General features: G+C 72.4%; 14 protein-coding genes. 5 read left to right on the forward strand and 9 right to left on the reverse strand.

Annotated elements, in window-relative coordinates; genetic code table 11:
* Positions 1 to 100: 100 nt before the first annotated feature.
* On the reverse strand, positions 101 to 898 hold the full coding sequence (locus OG440_RS16860; protein ID WP_406007643.1) for a TIGR03943 family putative permease subunit: 798 nt from the start codon (positions 896 to 898) through the stop codon (positions 101 to 103).
* Entirely contained in the window at positions 895 to 1,956 is a 1,062-nt protein-coding gene (locus tag OG440_RS16865; protein ID WP_406007644.1) for a permease, read from the reverse strand. Before OG440_RS16865 ends, OG440_RS16860 begins: the two co-directional genes overlap by 4 nt.
* Before the next feature lie 248 nt (positions 1,957 to 2,204).
* Between OG440_RS16865 and OG440_RS16870 the strand changes: the two genes are divergently transcribed.
* Positions 2,205 to 4,115: an NAD-binding protein gene (locus tag OG440_RS16870; protein ID WP_406011377.1), complete on the forward strand. Its 1,911-nt coding sequence runs from the start codon at positions 2,205 to 2,207 to the stop codon at positions 4,113 to 4,115.
* 22 nt (positions 4,116 to 4,137) lie between these two features.
* Here OG440_RS16870 and OG440_RS16875 read toward each other — a convergent pair whose 3' ends face one another.
* Positions 4,138 to 5,958, reverse strand: coding sequence for a prolyl oligopeptidase family serine peptidase (locus tag OG440_RS16875; protein ID WP_406007645.1), 1,821 nt, complete (start codon positions 5,956 to 5,958; stop codon positions 4,138 to 4,140).
* Between the two features lie 201 nt (positions 5,959 to 6,159).
* Here OG440_RS16875 and OG440_RS16880 point away from each other — a divergent pair, with 201 nt between their 5' ends.
* Positions 6,160 to 6,984, forward strand: a complete 825-nt coding sequence (locus OG440_RS16880) for an SURF1 family protein (protein WP_406007646.1) — start codon at positions 6,160 to 6,162, stop codon at positions 6,982 to 6,984.
* Here OG440_RS16880 and OG440_RS16885 read toward each other — a convergent pair.
* The 4 genes from OG440_RS16885 to OG440_RS16900 all read right to left on the reverse strand — a co-directional run bounded on the left by OG440_RS16885 (position 6,954) and on the right by OG440_RS16900 (position 11,589).
* Complete coding sequence (locus tag OG440_RS16885; RefSeq protein WP_406007647.1) at positions 6,954 to 7,979, reverse strand: hypothetical protein; 1,026 nt, start codon at positions 7,977 to 7,979, stop codon at positions 6,954 to 6,956. The genes OG440_RS16880 and OG440_RS16885 overlap by 31 nt on opposite strands.
* A 134-nt stretch (positions 7,980 to 8,113) precedes the next feature.
* Positions 8,114 to 8,737 carry a SigE family RNA polymerase sigma factor gene (locus OG440_RS16890; RefSeq protein WP_406007648.1) on the reverse strand — a complete coding sequence of 208 codons (624 nt, stop codon included), beginning with the start codon at positions 8,735 to 8,737 and terminating at the stop codon, positions 8,114 to 8,116.
* Positions 8,738 to 9,238: 501 nt separating this feature from the next.
* The gene (locus tag OG440_RS16895) at positions 9,239 to 10,297 is read right to left on the reverse strand and encodes an aspartate-semialdehyde dehydrogenase (protein WP_406007649.1); all 1,059 of its coding nucleotides are present in this window, start codon (positions 10,295 to 10,297) and stop codon (positions 9,239 to 9,241) included.
* On the reverse strand, positions 10,297 to 11,589 hold the full coding sequence (locus OG440_RS16900) for an aspartate kinase (protein ID WP_406007650.1): 1,293 nt from the start codon (positions 11,587 to 11,589) through the stop codon (positions 10,297 to 10,299). Before OG440_RS16900 ends, OG440_RS16895 begins: the two co-directional genes overlap by 1 nt.
* A gap of 228 nt (positions 11,590 to 11,817) precedes the next feature.
* Between OG440_RS16900 and OG440_RS16905 the strand changes: the two genes are divergently transcribed.
* Both OG440_RS16905 and OG440_RS16910 read left to right on the forward strand, forming a co-directional pair.
* A complete protein-coding gene (locus OG440_RS16905) occupies positions 11,818 to 12,591 on the forward strand; it encodes a response regulator transcription factor (protein WP_406007651.1) in 774 nt (257 codons plus the stop codon).
* On the forward strand, positions 12,588 to 13,952 hold the full coding sequence (locus OG440_RS16910; RefSeq protein WP_406007652.1) for an ATP-binding protein: 1,365 nt from the start codon (positions 12,588 to 12,590) through the stop codon (positions 13,950 to 13,952). The genes OG440_RS16905 and OG440_RS16910 overlap by 4 nt, the downstream gene beginning before the upstream one ends.
* Here the strand turns inward: OG440_RS16910 and OG440_RS16915 are convergent, their stop codons facing one another.
* A complete protein-coding gene (locus tag OG440_RS16915) occupies positions 13,953 to 14,450 on the reverse strand; it encodes an SgcJ/EcaC family oxidoreductase (protein WP_406007653.1) in 498 nt (165 codons plus the stop codon).
* A 108-nt stretch (positions 14,451 to 14,558) separates the two neighbouring features.
* On the reverse strand, positions 14,559 to 14,747 hold the full coding sequence (locus tag OG440_RS16920; protein ID WP_406007654.1) for a hypothetical protein: 189 nt from the start codon (positions 14,745 to 14,747) through the stop codon (positions 14,559 to 14,561).
* A gap of 129 nt (positions 14,748 to 14,876) precedes the next feature.
* Between OG440_RS16920 and OG440_RS16925 the strand changes: the two genes are divergently transcribed.
* Positions 14,877 to 15,605: a sulfite exporter TauE/SafE family protein gene (locus OG440_RS16925; protein ID WP_406007655.1), complete on the forward strand. Its 729-nt coding sequence runs from the start codon at positions 14,877 to 14,879 to the stop codon at positions 15,603 to 15,605.
* Positions 15,606 to 15,638: the final 33 nt, after the last annotated feature.

The following is a 15,638-nucleotide window of genomic DNA, read 5'->3' on the forward strand; positions in this document are numbered from 1 at the left end:
GCCTTAACCGGCCCGTAGCAGGGGGAATTTCGGGTGCGGGACGCGTTACGGAGCTGAGCGTGGACGGACACGAACCCTGCGTTGTCCCTTCGGTCGTCCCCTAGTTGTTCCACGACTCGTCGTAGGGATCCCGGGGGGTCGCGGTCGGCTTGGCGGTGGTGACCCTGACGAAGGGGATCGGACCGTTGTTGACCGGGTCGCGGGAGGTGCGAGCGATGTAGGTGCCGGTGACGGTCAGCCAGGTGTCCGGCTGGAGGACCGGGGGGATCTCGCCGGTCAGACCGACCTTGACCGGCTGGGCGTCGGCGGCACAGCAGTTGAGGGCCATGCGGACCAGATACGGCGTGCCGTCGTGGTCCAGCGCGACGAAGCCGGTCAGCCGGACCTGACGGCCGCCGAGGGTGCGGCCGTGGTCGTATACGGCTCGGCCCGCGTAGTCGACGAGGCTCAGGGGCAGCGGGTCGGTGGCGGGCAGCGACGGGTAGGCGAGGGGCTCCTGGAGGGCCGTGCCCGTGCGGGTCGCGCTGTAGGAGCCCAGGGCCGGCGGGGCGACCAGGATCAGGGCCAGGAGGGGGAGGATCAGGAGCCAGGAGACCCGCGGTTCGGGATGGGCGTGAGCCTGTGCGTCCGCTTCGGCGTGGGCTGCCGTGCCCGCCGTTACGTCTGCCGCCGCGCCTGCCTCGGCGTCGGCCTGTTCCTGCCGGCGGCGCCTGGCCTTCGTCCTGCGGTGCTCGTACCACGCCGTCGCCAGCGCCGTGACGATCAGGATCGCGCCGGACGCCAGCAGCAGCGGGCGCAGGCCCGCCTTGACGTAACGGAGGTAGAGGTCGGTGGTGCCGGCGTGCAGCAGGGCCGCGCCGAGGAGGAAGAGGACGGCCGCTTGGGACTGTCGGTTCACAGCAGGACCCATCCCGTCAGAACCGCCGATGCGATGGCCAGCGCGAAGGTCGCCGGGGCGAAGCGCAGCGCGAAGCCCCGGCCGAAGGTTCCCGCCTGCATCGCGAACAGCTTGAGGTCGATCATCGGGCCGACCACCAGGAAGGCGAGCCGGGCCGTGAGGGAGAACTGGGTGAGGGACGCGGCGACGAACGCGTCCGCCTCCGAACAGATGGAGAGGATCACCGCGAGGACGGCCAGCGTCAGGACGGCGACCGCCGGGTTCTCCGCGGCCGTACGCAGCCAGCTCTCCGGGGCGACGGCCTTCAGGGTCGCCGCCGCCATCGCGCCCAGGACCAGGAAGCCGCCCGCGTGCATCACGTCGTGCCGGACCGAATCCCAGAACGCGGCCCCCTTGGTCTCCCCCTCGTGCGGCGCGTGGGCCGGCAGCCGCAGCCAGTCGGTACGGCCCAGCCGCTGCCACAGCCAGCCCATCGCGCACGCCACGAGCAGACTGGCGACGAAACGGGCCAGCACCATCTCGGGATCGCGGGGGAAGGCCACGGCCGTGGCCGTCAGCACGATCGGGTTGATCGCCGGGGCGGAGAGCAGGAACGCGAGGGCCGCGGCCGGGGTCACGCCCCGGCGGACCAGGGCGCCGGCCACCGGCACCGAGGCGCACTCGCAGCCGGGCAGCAGCGCGCCCGCGACGCCGGCGACCGGGACGGCGAGCCCGGGGCGGGACGGCAGGGCGCGGGCGAAGAACGACGGCGGGACGTAGACCGCGATCACCGCCGACAGCAGCACCCCCAGCACCAGGAACGGCAGGGCCTGCACCACCACCGCCACGAACACGGTCGTCCAGCTCTGCATCACCGGGGCGGACAGCGCGCGGCGGATCGGGCTCTGGAGCAGCACCATCAGGAGCAGCACCATGGTCAGGGCCAGGGGCGAGGTGAGACGCCCGGGCCCCTCGGGCGCGGCTCCCTCGGGTACGGCTCCCTCGGGCGGCGCGGGCGGTGCCTGCGGTCCGTTCCGGCGGGCGCCGTCCTCGTGCGGGGCCGCTCTGGTGATGGCCACGGGTCGCGCACCTCCGGCTTCCGTGTTCTCCCTGATGCCTGTTTCTCGCATTCCCTCCCCTTCCATACGGGAGTTCCCCCCGGGGTGTTCACCCGTGTCCACCGGGGCCCGCCCGGGTTCGCCCAGGTCCGCCGGTGTCCCTGGGTGTTCACCTCATCCGTGGAACCTCCCGTCCCGGTGAGGCAGTCTTCTCTCTCGTGGGGAGCCTTCCGAGTCAGGGTCAGCCGCCGGGCGCCACCGGCGCGCACATGGTGGTGTGCGGTGACGACGGTCTGGCGCACCGGCTCGCCGCCGAACTGCGGGGAGTGTACGAGGAGCAGGTCACGCTCGTCGTTCCGCCCGCCGAGCGGGCGGTACGGCCACCGGTCGTCGGGCGGGCACGTGCCGTCTCGGCGGCCCTGCTCGACCGGGTGGTGAGCGCGGCCGTCAACCGGGCGGCGGGCAACGGCACGCCCCCCGCCCCGAGCGAACCCGTCGGCGGACAGCGGACCCTGGAGGCCGTGGAGGCCACCGAGGCCGTGCTCGCGGAGGCCGGGGTGGAGCGGGCCGCCGCGCTCGCGCTCGTGTACGACGACGACGAGACCAACATCCGCGCCGCCCTCACCGCCCGGCGGCTCAATCCCCGGCTGCGGCTCGTCCTGCGCCTGTACAACCGGCGGTTGGGCCAGCACATCGAGGAACTCCTCGACCAGGCGGCCGCGTTGGCCGCCGGCAGCGCGGGCGGCACGGGCGACGCCTCCGACGCCTTCTCCGGCGACGCCTCGACCACCGTGCTGTCCGACGCCGACACCGCCGCTCCCGCGCTCGCCGCGACCGCCGTCGTCGGCACCAGCAAGGTCGTCCAGACGAACGGACTGCTGCTGCGCGCGGTGGAACGGCCGCCGACCGGGCCCGGGGAGTCCGACCCGCCGGGCCTGCCCACGCTCGCGCTGCTCTCCGCGAACGGCAGCGACCCGGCCTTCGCGGACGGGTCCGAGACCAGCGGTGAGCAGGGGCCGCTGCTGTTGCCCGACGCGGCGGCGGTGCGGGAGGCGGCCGCGTCCGGACGGCGCGGGTCCGTCGTCCTGGAGCAGGTCGCGTACTCCGCCGGGCCCGCGTTGCCGTCCGGGCGGGGCGTCGGGGTCATGGCGCCGTTCGCCTCGCTGTTCTCACGGCGGCTGCGGTGGTCGCTGGCCGGGCTGGTCGCGTGCGTGTTCGCGCTGGCGGTGGCGTTGTGGCTGGTGACCGGCATCCATCCGCTGGGGGCGCTGTATCTGACGCTGCTGGATCTCTTCGCCATCAACGACCCGGCCGTCGGCGCCACCACCGAACGTCAGGTCCTGCAACTCCTCTCCGGGTTGATGGGGTTGCTGCTGCTGCCGGTGCTGCTCGCGGCGGTGCTGGAGGCGCTCGGGACGTTCCGCGGGGCGGGGACGTTGCGCCGGCCGCCCCGGGGTCTCGGCGGACATGTGGTGCTGCTCGGGCTGGGGAAGATCGGCACGCGGGTGCTGACGCGGTTGCGTGAGCTGAACATCCCCGTGGTGTGCGTCGAGGCCGGGCCGGAGGCGCGCGGACTCGCGGTGGCGCGGCGGTTACGGGTGCCGGTGGTGCTGGGCGACGTCACGCAGGAGGGGGTGCTGGAGGCGGCGAAGATCCACCGCGCACACGCGCTCCTCGCGGTGACCAGCTCCGACACGACGAATCTGGAGGCCGCGTTGTACGCGCGGTCGCTGCGGCCCGACCTGCGGGTCGTGCTGCGGCTGTACGACGACGACTTCGCGACCGCCGTGTACCGCACCCTGCGGGCCGCGCATCCGCAGGCGCTGACCCGGAGCCGGAGCGTGACGCATCTCGCGGCGCCGTCGTTCGCCGGGGCGATGATGGGGCGGCAGATCCTGGGGGCGATCCCGGTGGAGCGGCGGGTGTTGCTGTTCGCCGCGCTGCAGGTCGGGGGGCACGCGCAGTTGGAGGGCAAGACGGTCGGGGAGGCGTTTCGGGCGGGGTACTGGCGGGTGCTGGCGCTGGACGGGGGGCGGGAACCCCAGGGGGAGCCGGGGCTGGTGTGGGATCTGCCGGACACGTATGTCCTGCGGGGCTCGGATCGGGTGGTGCTGGCGGCCACCCGGCGGGGGTTGGCGCAGTTGCTGCGGCGGCGGGAACGAGGAGGGTCGGGGGGCTAGCCCCCCGACCCGTCCCGCAGGTTCAGGGCTGCTTCAGGTGGCGTTCCGCGAACTCCAGTTCCAGCCTTACCTGCTTGATGCGCTCGTCCACGACCAGTGAGCCGTGTCCCGCGTCGTAGCGGTACACCTCGTGGACCGCTCCTCTCGCCTCCAAGCGCTTGACGTAGTTGTCGATCTGGCGGATCGGGCAGCGGGGGTCGTTGACGCCGGCCGAGATGTAGACGGGGGCCCGCACCTTGTCGACGTACGTCAGCGGGGACGAGGCCTCGAAGCGTTCCGGGACCTCTTCGGGGGTGCCGCCGAGCAGCGTGCGGTCCATCGCCTTCAGTGCCTCCATCTCGTCGTGGTAGGCCGTGACGTAATCGGCGACGGGGACGGCCGCGATACCCAGGGCCCACGAGTCGGGCTGGGCGCCGAGGCCGAGGAGGGTGAGGTAGCCGCCCCAGGAGCCGCCGGTGAGGATCAACCGGGCGGGGTCGGCGAGGCCCGAGCCCACCGCCCATTCGCGGACCGCCTCGATGTCCTCCAGCTCGATCAGGCCGACCCGGTGCTTCAGGGCGTCCGTCCAGGCGCGGCCGTAGCCGGTGGAGCCGCGGTAGTTGACGCGGACGACCGCGTAGCCGTGGTCCACCCAGGCCGCCGGGGCCGCCGCGAAGGCGTCGCTGTCGTGCCAGGTCGGGCCGCCGTGGATGTCGAAGACGGTGGGCAGCGGGCCGGTGGCGCCGGCGGGCCGCTGGACCAGCGCGTGGATGCGGCCGCCCGGGCCCTCGACCCACACGTCCTCCACCGGGACCGAGCCGGGGGACTTCATGCCGGGAGGGTCCAGGACCACGTCGCCGGTCGTCGAGCGGACCGCGGGAGGCCGGGCCGCGGACGACCACAGGTACTCCACGCTGCCGTCCGGACGGGCCGTGGCCCCGGAGACCGTGCCCGGCGGGGTGGTGATCCGCTCCAGCGCGGCGCTCGCGAGGTCGTAGCGGAACAGTTCGCTGCGGGCCTCGAAGCTGTGCACGACGAGCAGGCCCGAGCCGTCCGGGTACCACTCGGCGCTGACGTCTCCCGGCAGGTCCAGGTCCAGGTCCGTCTCCACGCCCGTCGACACGTCCCAGACCAGGGGCTCCCAGCGGCCTCGGCGCTGGTGCCCGATCAGCAGCCGGGTGTCGCCGTCGACCGGGGCGAAGCCCAGCACCTCCAGGCCCAGCTCCTCGACGCCGCCCTTGGTGTCGTCCAGCTCGGCGACCTTCGAGCCGTCGGGGCGCAGGACGCGCAGCGCGGAGTGCATCGCGTCGCCGTGCTCGGTGTGCTCGACGGCGACGAGGGTGCCGTCGTGGGAGAGGTCGCCCACGCCCGCCGACTCCCGGTGGCGGTACAGCTCGAAGGGGGGCTCGCCGGTCCGCGCCACGTGGATCGTCGTGCCCTCCTCGTCCGTGGAGCGGCCGACCACCGCGGTCCGGCCGTCGCGGCCGAGGGCCAGGCCCGCCGGATAGGAGGCCTCCAGGCCCGGGGTGGCGGGCTCGTCGGCTCCGCCGCCGAAGGGCTGCCGGCGCCAGACGCCGAACTCGTCGCCGTCCTTGTCGTCGAACCACCAGATCCACGCGCCGTCCGGGGAGAGCACGCCGTCCGTCGTGCCGTTGGCCCGGTCGGTCACCTGGCGCTGGTGGCCCGTGGCCCGGTCCCAGGCGTACAGCTCGTACGTCCCCGTCGCATTGGAAACGAACAGGGCGCGGTCCGGCGCGTCCTGCGCCCAGTCGGGCAGCGACACCCGGGGCGCCCGGAAACGCTTCTCCCAGTCCGGTGTCTCCTCGTACTGCTCGGGTGCGGCGGACCCGTTGCTCTCAGTCATGACCCCATAGTGCCCGTCCGCGACGACGTCGGGACGCCAAGGTCCCCAGGCTGTGGACAACTTCCCACCGACTTCGCACCTCCTTCCCACCAATGGGCCGGGCCCGCGCCCCACCCGCGTCCCACCCGGGGCTCGCCCGAGCCCCGTCCCAGCGTCACCCCGCGGCTCGGCGCCCGGTGCCCGCCCCGTACCGTGGAGGGCGTGTACCGGTTCCTGCTGACGCCCCGCTGGTGGGGAATCAACGTCTTCGTGCTGCTGGCCATCCCCTTCTGCGTGTTCATGGGCTCCTGGCAGCTGAGCCGGTTCGAGGCGCGGGTGGACGATCACCGCAGCGCGAAGGAGCAGGCCGAGTCGGCCCGTACCGAGGGCGCGCGACCGCTGGCCGAGCTGCTGCCCGTGGACAAGGCGACCTCCGGCCGGCGCACCACCGCCACCGGGCACTACGGCAAGCAGTTGCTGGTGCCCGACCGGCAGCTCGACGGCCGGGACGGCTACTACGTGCTGACCCTGCTGCGCACGGACGGCGGCAAGGCGCTGCCCGTGGTGCGGGGATGGCTGCCCGGCAGTGCCGACACCGCGAAGGCCCCGGCGCCGCCGGCCGGCCAGGTCACGGTCACCGGCACGCTCCAGGCCTCCGAGACGCCGGGCGACAACGGGGTGAGCGCACAGGGCGGCCTGCCGGCCGGCCAGACCTCGGCGATCAGCGCCGCGTCACTGGTCAACCTGGTGCCGTACGACCTCTACGACGCCTGGGTCACGCTCGCCACCGCCGACTCGGGGATGACGGCGGTGCCCGCGACCGCGGCCGCCGACACCGGGCTCGACCTGAAGGCGTTCCAGAACCTGGGCTACACCGGCGAGTGGTTCGTCTTCGCCGGGTTCGTGGTGTTCATGTGGTTCCGGCTGCTGCGCCGCGAGGTCGAGTTCGCGCGGGACGCGGAGCTCGGCATCCTCCCGGAGGACGCCGAACCGGCCGGGCACGGCGTGCCGCGGGTTCAGGAAGACGCCAGCACGCCCGTCCGGTAGATGGTCCCCGCACAGGCCCCGGACACCGTGGCCACGCTCGTCGGAGACCCGCTCTCGGCCGTGTAGGACACGTTCACGCTGCCCTCGGCCGTGCCGTCCTCGGTGAACATCTGGGCCGCGGTGCCGGAAGTGGTCTCGCCGGTCGTGCCCGACTGCTCGCTCGGGGTCGGCGAGGGGGACGCCGAGCCGCCGCCGTCGCCGCTGCCGCCCGTGGTGGGGCAGGTCTCGGAGGGCACCCAGGCGAACTTCACCTCGTAGGCCGACCCCGGGGCGAGGGCGTGCTGGGAGACGTAGAGGGAGGGGTCGGGCAGGCCGGCCGCCGCGTCCCCCGAGGTGTGCTCCACGACGGTGATCTTCGAGGCGTCGGCGGCACCCTGGGCGCCGAACGTCACGGAGACGGCGCCGCTGACCGTGCAGGTGGCGCTGGAGGCGTTCTGGACGAGGAAGGTGCCGTAGACCGTGCCGGCCGAGTCGGGGACGTGGAGGTCGGGGGTGCCGGCCTCGAGCTGGTCGGCGGTGCAGGCGGGCGCGCTCGCCGCGGACTCGGAGCTGGGGCCGGTGCCGCTGGAGGCGGTGCCGCCCGCGGACTCCTTGCCCTGGCCGGACTCGGTGGCGCCGCCCTTGCCCTGTTCACCGGTCTTGCCGGAGGAGTCGCCGACCTTGCCCGAGGAGCCGCCGTCGGGGTTCTTCCCCTGATCCGCGCCTCCTTGCGCCTGTGAGGCCTGGCCGGCGAGGGAAGGGTTGGCGTCGGAGCCGCCGGCGTTCGAGACGTGCAGCACGGCCGGAACGGCGGTGCCGAGGAAGAGGGCCGCGGCCGCCATGCCGACGGCCGCCTGCCGCTTGCGGGCCCGCCGGACGGGGACGGCCCGTCGCAGGTGGTCCAGCGAGCCGTCGCGCGGCTCCATCTCCTGGACGGCGTCGTGCAGCATCCGGCGCAGTGCCAGCTCGTCCGAGTCGAGCCCGCCGGGGCCCTGGTCGTCGAGGTGGTGGTTCACGGTTGGGTTCCCAGCGTGCGATTGCTTCGGCTCTTGTGTGCCCGACGAGGACGTCGGCTCGTGCCACGCGAACGGCTCGTGGCGCTCGTGACTGTCGTGGCTCCCGTGGGAGCCCTGCCCTTCGGCTTCACCGCTCACGCCGGTGCCTCCATGGCTATGCGCAGGGCGGCGATGCCCCGCGAGCCGTAGGCCTTGACCGAGCCGAGGGAGATGCCGAGGGTCGCGGCGACCTGGGCCTCGGTCATGTCGGCGAAGTAGCGCAGCACGAGGACCTCGCGCTGACGGCGCTGAAGGCCCTTCATCGCCTTGATGAGGGAGTCGCGCTCCAGCTGGTCGTAGGCGCCCTCCTCGGCGCTGGCCATGTCCGGCATCGGCTTGGAGAGCAGCTTCAGGCCGAGGATGCGGCGGCGCAGGGCCGAACGGGAGAGGTTGACGACCGTCTGGCGCAGGTAGGCCAGGGTCTTCTCCGGGTCGCGGACGCGTTTGCGGGCGGAGTGGACGCGGATGAAGGCCTCCTGGACGACGTCCTCGCAGGAGGCCGTGTCGTCGAGGAGGAGGGCGGCGAGACCGAGCAGCGAGCGGTAGTGGGCCCGGTAGGTCTCGGTGAGATGGTCGACGGTGGTGCCGGCCGCCTGGGCGGTCTCGGCGACGACGGTCGCCTCGGCGGCTTCGGCGCCGTCACGCTGGCTGGGGACGCGGGCGGGCCGCGCTGCGGGCATGGGCGCGATCACCGGCATGCCGCCGGGCGCGCCGGGCATGCGGGGTCGGAGGACGGCTCGCGGCGGCCGAAGGGCCGCGCCGCGGGGCGCCACTGGGAGTTCGAGTACCTCTGCCACGCCAGTTGGACACACTTCCCCCCGTGGGGGTTGTACGCGTCCGGCGTCACTTTTGCGTCGGCCAAGGCCCCGCGCACCCGTCTCATCTGTCCCGCTCTTCCCCTGTTTGCCACACGAACGGACGTCCCCACGTCCAGAACACCGCGTCCCCGAACGCTGTGATCGTTCACATGCCTGCGCACACCCCGGAGGGTGACCGCAAAGACGCTCCCCGCCCTGCGCACGGTTGCGGAGAGCGGGGAGGAAAATCTTCGGATGCCAAAGGTGTCCGATACAAGTGGTTCGGACCTACGACCGGCTCACATTGCTCCGGAGATCCTACAAACCCGCCAAGCCCTGGCCAGCGCTTTTACTCGCGGTAGCGCCCCGGTGCGTCCGCCCGGGCGCGCCCGGCGCCCACCCGTGCGGCCGCCGCCCCCCACCTCACGACAGTTCGGCCGCCACCAGCTCCGCGATCTGCGCGGTGTTCAGCGCGGCACCCTTGCGCAGATTGTCCCCGCACACGAACAGTTCGAGCGCCGTCGGATCGTCCAGGGCCCGCCGCACCCGGCCCACCCAGGTCGGGTCGGTGCCGACCACGTCGGCGGGCGTGGGGAACTCCCCCGCCGCCGGGTTGTCGAAGAGGATGACCCCGGGCGCCGTCGCGATGATCTCGCGGGCGCCGTCCACGGTGACCTCGTCCTGGAAGCGGGCGTGCACGGTGAGGGAGTGCGTGGTGACCACGGGGACGCGCACACAGGTGACGGCCACCGGCAGCTTCGGCAGCCCGAGGATCTTGCGGGACTCGTCCCGTACCTTCATCTCCTCCGACGACCAGCCGTCCGCGCGCAGCGACCCGGCCCACGGGACGACGTTCAGCGCCACCGGCTCCGGGAACGGCCCGGTGTCGTCGCCGACGGCCCGCCGCAGGTCGCCGGGACCGGTGCCCAGCTCGGTGCCGGCGACCAGCGAGATCTGCCGCCGCAGCGTCTCCACGCCGGCCCGCCCGGCCCCGCTCACCGCCTGGTACGACGACACCACCAGCTCGCGCAGCCCGTACTCGGCGTGCAGCGCGCCCAGGGCGACGATCATCGACAGGGTCGTGCAGTTGGGGTTGGCGACGATGCCGCGCGGCCGGTTGCGCACCGTGTGCCCGTTGACCTCGGGGACGACCAGCGGCACCTCCGGGTCCATCCGGAAGGCGCCGGAGTTGTCGACGACGACCACGCCCTTGGCGGCGGCGACCGGCGCCCACTGCGCCGCGACCTCGTCGGGCACGTCGAACATGGCGACGTCGACCCCGTCGAAGGCCTCCTCCGACAGGGCCACCACCTCGACCTCCTCGCCGCGCACGGCCAGCTTGCGGCCGGCCGAGCGCGGGGAGGCGACGAGCCGGATCTCGCCCCAGATGTCGGCCCGCTGGGACAGGATCTTGAGCATGACCGTGCCGACGGCCCCGGTCGCTCCCACGACCGCGAGGGTCGGCCGCACCTTGTCGGCCATCAGCGGCCGGTGCCCCCGTAGACGACGGCCTCGTCGCTGTCGGAGTCGAGCCCGAAGGCGGTGTGCACGGCGCGCACGGCCTCGTTGACGTCGTCGGCGCGCGTCACGACCGAGATGCGGATCTCGGAGGTCGAGATCAGCTCGATGTTCACGCCCGCGTCGGCCAGCGCCTTGAAGAAGTCGGCCGTGACGCCCGGGTTGGTCTTCATCCCCGCGCCGACCAGGGAGATCTTGCCGATCTGGTCGTCGTAGCGAAGCGAGTCGAAGCCGATGCCGGCCCGGTTCTTCTCCAGGGCGTCGATGGCCTTGCGGCCCTCGGCCTTGGGAAGCGTGAAGGAGATGTCCGTCAGGCCGGTGGCTGCGGCGGACACGTTCTGCACGATCATGTCGATGTTGATCTCGGCGTCGGAGATCGTGCGGAAGATCGCGGCCGCCTCGCCCGGCTTGTCCGGCACGCCGACGACCGTGACCTTGGCCTCGGAGGTGTCGTGCGCGACACCGGAGATGATGGCCTGCTCCACCGGCTTTTCCCCTTGCTGCTGTGTCTGGTGAACGAGTCGTTCACTGCTGACCCACGTGCCCTCGTGCCCGCTGAAGGACGAGCGGACGTGGATCGGGATGTCGTAGCGGCGGGCGTACTCCACACAGCGGTGGAGCAGCACCTTGGAGCCTGAGGCCGCGAGCTCCAGCATGTCCTCGAAGGCGATCCAGTCGATCTTCCGGGCCTTCTTCACCACGCGCGGGTCGGCGGTGAACACGCCGTCCACGTCGGTGTAGATCTCGCAGACCTCGGCGTCGAGCGCGGCGGCGAGGGCGACGGCCGTGGTGTCGGACCCGCCACGCCCCAGCGTGGTGATGTCCTTCTTGTCCTGGCTGACACCCTGGAACCCGGCGACGATGGCGATGTTGCCCTCGTCCAGCGCGGTCCGGATGCGACCCGGCGTGACGTCGATGATCCGGGCTTTGTTGTGCACCGAGTCGGTGATGACGCCTGCCTGGCTGCCCGTGAACGACTGGGCGCTGTGGCCCAGGTTTTTGATCGCCATCGCCAGCAGGGCCATGGAGATCCGCTCTCCGGCGGTCAGCAGCATGTCGAATTCCCGGCCGCTGGGCATCGGGGATACCTGCTCGGCGAGATCGATCAGCTCGTCCGTCGTGTCGCCCATCGCGGAAACGACGACGACCACCTGGTGGCCGTTCTTCTTCGCTTCCACGATCCGCTTGGCGACGCGCTTGATGCCCTCGGCATCGGCTACGGAGGAGCCTCCGTACTTCTGCACGACAAGGCCCACGTGCGCTCCTCGCTCAGTTTGTCTGTTTCCGCACATACGCCCTTGTACTGCGGGTCGGCTCAGTCTAACGAGCGCCCGAAAACCACCTCCCGAGTACCGCATGGTGAGACTCGTCGAGAGTCACGGAAGAGGCCGGAAAGGGGTCCGGGCGCCCGTCGTCGGGTCTTCCCTTCCCACTGACGCCGAAGTGATAGCTGTGAATTAAGTTTCAAGCACTATCGTGCGGCTGTGCACGTACTCCTCGTGGAAGACGACGAACCGGTCGCCGAGTCACTGCGACGCGGACTGACGCGCTACGGCTTCGAGGTCGACTGGGTCACCACGGGTGCCGCCGCGCTCGCCCACTCGGGCCCCTATGACGTCGTCCTGCTGGACCTGGGCCTGCCCGACACCGACGGCCTGGACGTGTGCAAGGCCCTGCGCGAGCGCGGCGACGTCCCGATCATCGTGATCAGCGCCCGCAGCGACGAGACGGACCGGGTGGTCGGCCTGGAGCTGGGCGCCGACGACTACGTGTCCAAGCCGTTCGGGGTGCGCGAGGTCATCGCACGCATACGCGCGGTGATGCGGCGCGTACGGCCGCGTACGGCGGAGGGCGGCGCCGCCGGCGGCCCGGACCGCTACGGCTCCCGGCTGACCGTCGACCGCAAGGCGGCCCGCGTCCACGTGGACGGCGAGGAGATAGCGCTCGCGCCGAAGGAGTACGACCTGCTGTCGTTCCTCACCGAGGAGCCGGGCGCCCTCATGTCGCGCGAGCAGATCATGGAAGCCGTCTGGGACGCGAACTGGTTCGGGCCGACGAAGACGCTGGACGTGCACGTGGCGGCACTGCGGCGGAAGCTCGCCGGGGTCGTCGCCATCGAGGCGGTGCGCGGGGTGGGCTTCCGGCTGGAGATCGTCGACGGACCCGCCCCCGGCCCGGCCGGCCCGACCGGCGCAGGGGACCCGACCGGCCCGGGCACCCCCGGCACCCCCGGCACCCCGGGCAGCCCGGCGTCATGATCAAGCAACTGATCCGCAGCTATGTGCTGCTGGTCGCCGTCGCCATCCTGCTGTTCACCGTGCCGGTGGCCTTCACCCTCACCGCCCAGCTGCGCGGCGACACCGAGGTGTCCGTCGAACGCGAGGCGACCACCATGGCGCTGCTGCTGGGAAACGGCGACACCGCCTCCTGCCAGGCACTGGAGGAGATGGCCCGGGCGTACGCCGAACAGACCGAGGACGAGGTGCAGGCCACCGGCACCGCCCGCTGCACGCCGGCCCTGCCCCGCCCCGGGCGCGACGCGGCGCTGGCCGGGGCCCTGGAGCGGGGCCGGCCGACCACCGACTGGGGATCGGACTTCATCTGGGGCCGCGAGCTGGTCATCACGGTCCCCGCCAAGGACGACGGCCAGGTCGTCGGCGCCGTACGGATCGTCTACTCGACCTCGGGGCTCACCCACAGGCTGTGGACGATCTGGGGCTTCCGGGCGGGCCTCGCGGTGACGGTGCTCGGCGTGGCGGCCCTGATCGGCGCGGTCGTCGCCCGCCGCATCACCCGCCCCCTGCGCCAGCTGAACGACATGGCGAGCAAGTTCAGCGACGGCGACCTGACGGCCCGCTCCCCCGTGACGGGCCCCCAGGAGACCCAGACCCTGGCCCGCACCCTCAACCAGGCCGGCGAACGCCTCGACACCCTGATCGCCTCGCAGCGCATCTTCGTGGCGGACGCATCGCACCAGCTGAGGACCCCGCTGACGGCGCTCCGCCTCTCCCTGGACAACATCGCGGACGGCGTCGACGACGAGTTCGTGCGGGAGGACGTGGAGCAGGCCACCGCCGAGGTGGTGCGGATGAGCCGGCTGGTCAACGGCCTGCTGGTGCTGGCCCGGGCCGAGGCCAAGGTGACGGCGGCGGAACCGCTGTCCCTGACGGACATCGTGGCGGAACGCCTGTCGGTGTGGAGGCCGGCCGCCGACGAGCGCGGAGTCACCATCGCGCTCAGGGGGAGTGTTGTCGACGACCGGCCGTCTGTGCTGGCCAGCCCCGGTCATCTGGACCAGGTGCTGGACAACGTGCTTTCGAACGCCCTGGAGGTGTCACCCGACGGCGGGGAGATCACCGTCCGGACGGAGCGGGAAGGCGACCGGGTGGTGCTGTCGGTCCTCGACGACGGCCCGGGCATGTCCGACGCGGAGAAGTCCCGCGCCTTCGACCGCTTCTGGCGCGGCCAGGGCCTCACCGGTCGCTCCGGTTCCGGTCTCGGCCTCGCCGTCGTCAGGCAACTGGTGACGGACGACGGCGGGACGGTGACCCTGACGGACGCTCCCGGGGGCGGCCTGTGCGTGCGCGTCACGCTCCGGGCCGGCCGGCGGGCGGGCTGATCAGCCCTCGGGCATCGCGGACGAGTGGTGGTTGACGATCTTCCACACGCCGTCGCGCTTCTCGTACTCGTAGGTGTAGCGGGCCTCGACGACGCGCTTCGCGCCGGTGTCGTGGTCGGTGAGCGTGAACGCGTAGACGCCGGTGTCGATGGCGGAGTCGCTGTCGAGGACGTTGACGACCGTCAGCACCTTCTTGCCGACCGGCTTGTTCTGGAGGAAGTGCTCGAAGTAGTCGACGATGCCGGCGCGGTCGGTGCGGACCTTGTTGGAGACGGTCGGCAGCAGGACCGCGTTCTTGGCGTAACGGTCCGCGACGGTCTCCGCGTCACCGGTGCGCAGGGCGGCGTTCCAGCCGTCGAAGAGCGCGGCGATCTGCTTCTTGGTGGGCTTCGAGGGCTTCTCGGACCCGGCCGCACTGACTCCGACCGACACCGTGGCGGCGGTGACGACGACGGTGGCGGTGACGAGGGCGGCGCGTATGCGGGTCGTGCGGGTCATCGCAACTCCTGTGCGGCTGGCTGCTGTTGGGATGACTCAAGAATCGCGACCGGCCGGTTAGCGCCCGTGCAGCCCGGATACAACGGACGTCCAGGGCCCTGCCAATCCTCAGGCGACGGCCTTCCCGCCCCTGTCACGGACCAGGCTGACACCGGCCCCGAGCGACACGACGCCCATCCCGACGGCCGTCAGGACGCCCTGCGATCCCTCGACCACGAAGGGTGCGACGGCGGCGACCACGAGGTTGAAGAGGAAGAGGAACCACAGAACGGGACGGGAGGAGAGCAGAGCCTTCATGGCGGGATTCCTTCGTGAGGTCGGGGAGTCGGGGCGGGGGCGGTTTCGCCTGCAAGATCAACGATCCCGTCCCGGGCCCCCGCGAACGAGGGAGCGCGCTCCCGAAGTCATGGTGTAGGCAGGTACACCATGACGAGTGGGACGAGCGAGGCGCTGCTGGCGGGGATCGTGCTGCTGGGTTCCTGTGTGCAGTGGCTGACCGGAATGGGCTTCGCCCTGGTGGCCGTCCCCGCGCTGGTGCTGCTCCTCGGGCCGGCCCAGGGGGTCGTCCTGGCGAACTGCGCGGCGGGCGCGATCAGCGTCGTGGGCCTGGCGGGCGGCCGGCGCCGGGTACGCCCGGCCGTGATGGTCCCCCTGTGCGTGGCCGCCGCGTGCACGGTCCCGGCCGGGACCTGGCTGACCCGCCGACTCCCCCAGGCCGCCCTGCTGTTGGTCATGGGCGGGCTGGTGACGGTGTCGGTCCTGCTGGCCATGCGCGGCGTCCGCGTCCCCGCCCTGCGCGGCACCCGGGGCGCGGTCGTGGCCGGCGCGGCGGGCGGTTTCATGAACTCCGCGGCGGGCGTCGGCGGCCCGCCCGTCTCCCTGTACGCCGTCAACGCGGGCTGGACGGTACGGGAGTTCATCCCGAACGCGCAGTTCTACAGCGTCGTCGTCAACGCCTTCTCGCTGACCGCGAACGGGGTCCCGGAACTGAGCGGGACGCAATGGGCCTGGGTGGGCGCCGCGTTGGTGGTGGGCGCACTCGTCGGCCGGGCACTCGCGGGCCGACTGCCCGAGCCACGAGCCCGACGCCTCGTCCTCACCCTGGCACTGGCGGGCGGAGTCACGGCGGTGGGCAAAGGCATGTGGGGGCTGTGATCAGCCCACGAACCGCTTGGGGGCCCCGCACGG

This window comes from Streptomyces sp. NBC_00637, assembly GCF_045161545.1.
Classification (GTDB): Bacteria; Actinomycetota; Actinomycetes; order Streptomycetales; family Streptomycetaceae; genus Streptomyces.

Coding starts and splice junctions, on each gene's coding strand:
- OG440_RS16870 (WP_406011377.1), top strand. CDS start 2,205: ATGGTGGTGTGCGGTGACGACGGTCTGGCGCACCGGCTCGCCGCCGAA.
- OG440_RS16875 (WP_406007645.1), bottom strand. CDS start 5,958: ATGACTGAGAGCAACGGGTCCGCCGCACCCGAGCAGTACGAGGAGACA.
- OG440_RS16890 (WP_406007648.1), bottom strand. CDS start 8,737: ATGCCCGGCGCGCCCGGCGGCATGCCGGTGATCGCGCCCATGCCCGCA.
- OG440_RS16895 (WP_406007649.1), bottom strand. CDS start 10,297: ATGGCCGACAAGGTGCGGCCGACCCTCGCGGTCGTGGGAGCGACCGGG.
- OG440_RS16910 (WP_406007652.1), top strand. CDS start 12,588: ATGATCAAGCAACTGATCCGCAGCTATGTGCTGCTGGTCGCCGTCGCC.
- OG440_RS16915 (WP_406007653.1), bottom strand. CDS start 14,450: ATGACCCGCACGACCCGCATACGCGCCGCCCTCGTCACCGCCACCGTC.
- OG440_RS16920 (WP_406007654.1), bottom strand. CDS start 14,747: ATGAAGGCTCTGCTCTCCTCCCGTCCCGTTCTGTGGTTCCTCTTCCTC.
- OG440_RS16925 (WP_406007655.1), top strand. CDS start 14,877: ATGACGAGTGGGACGAGCGAGGCGCTGCTGGCGGGGATCGTGCTGCTG.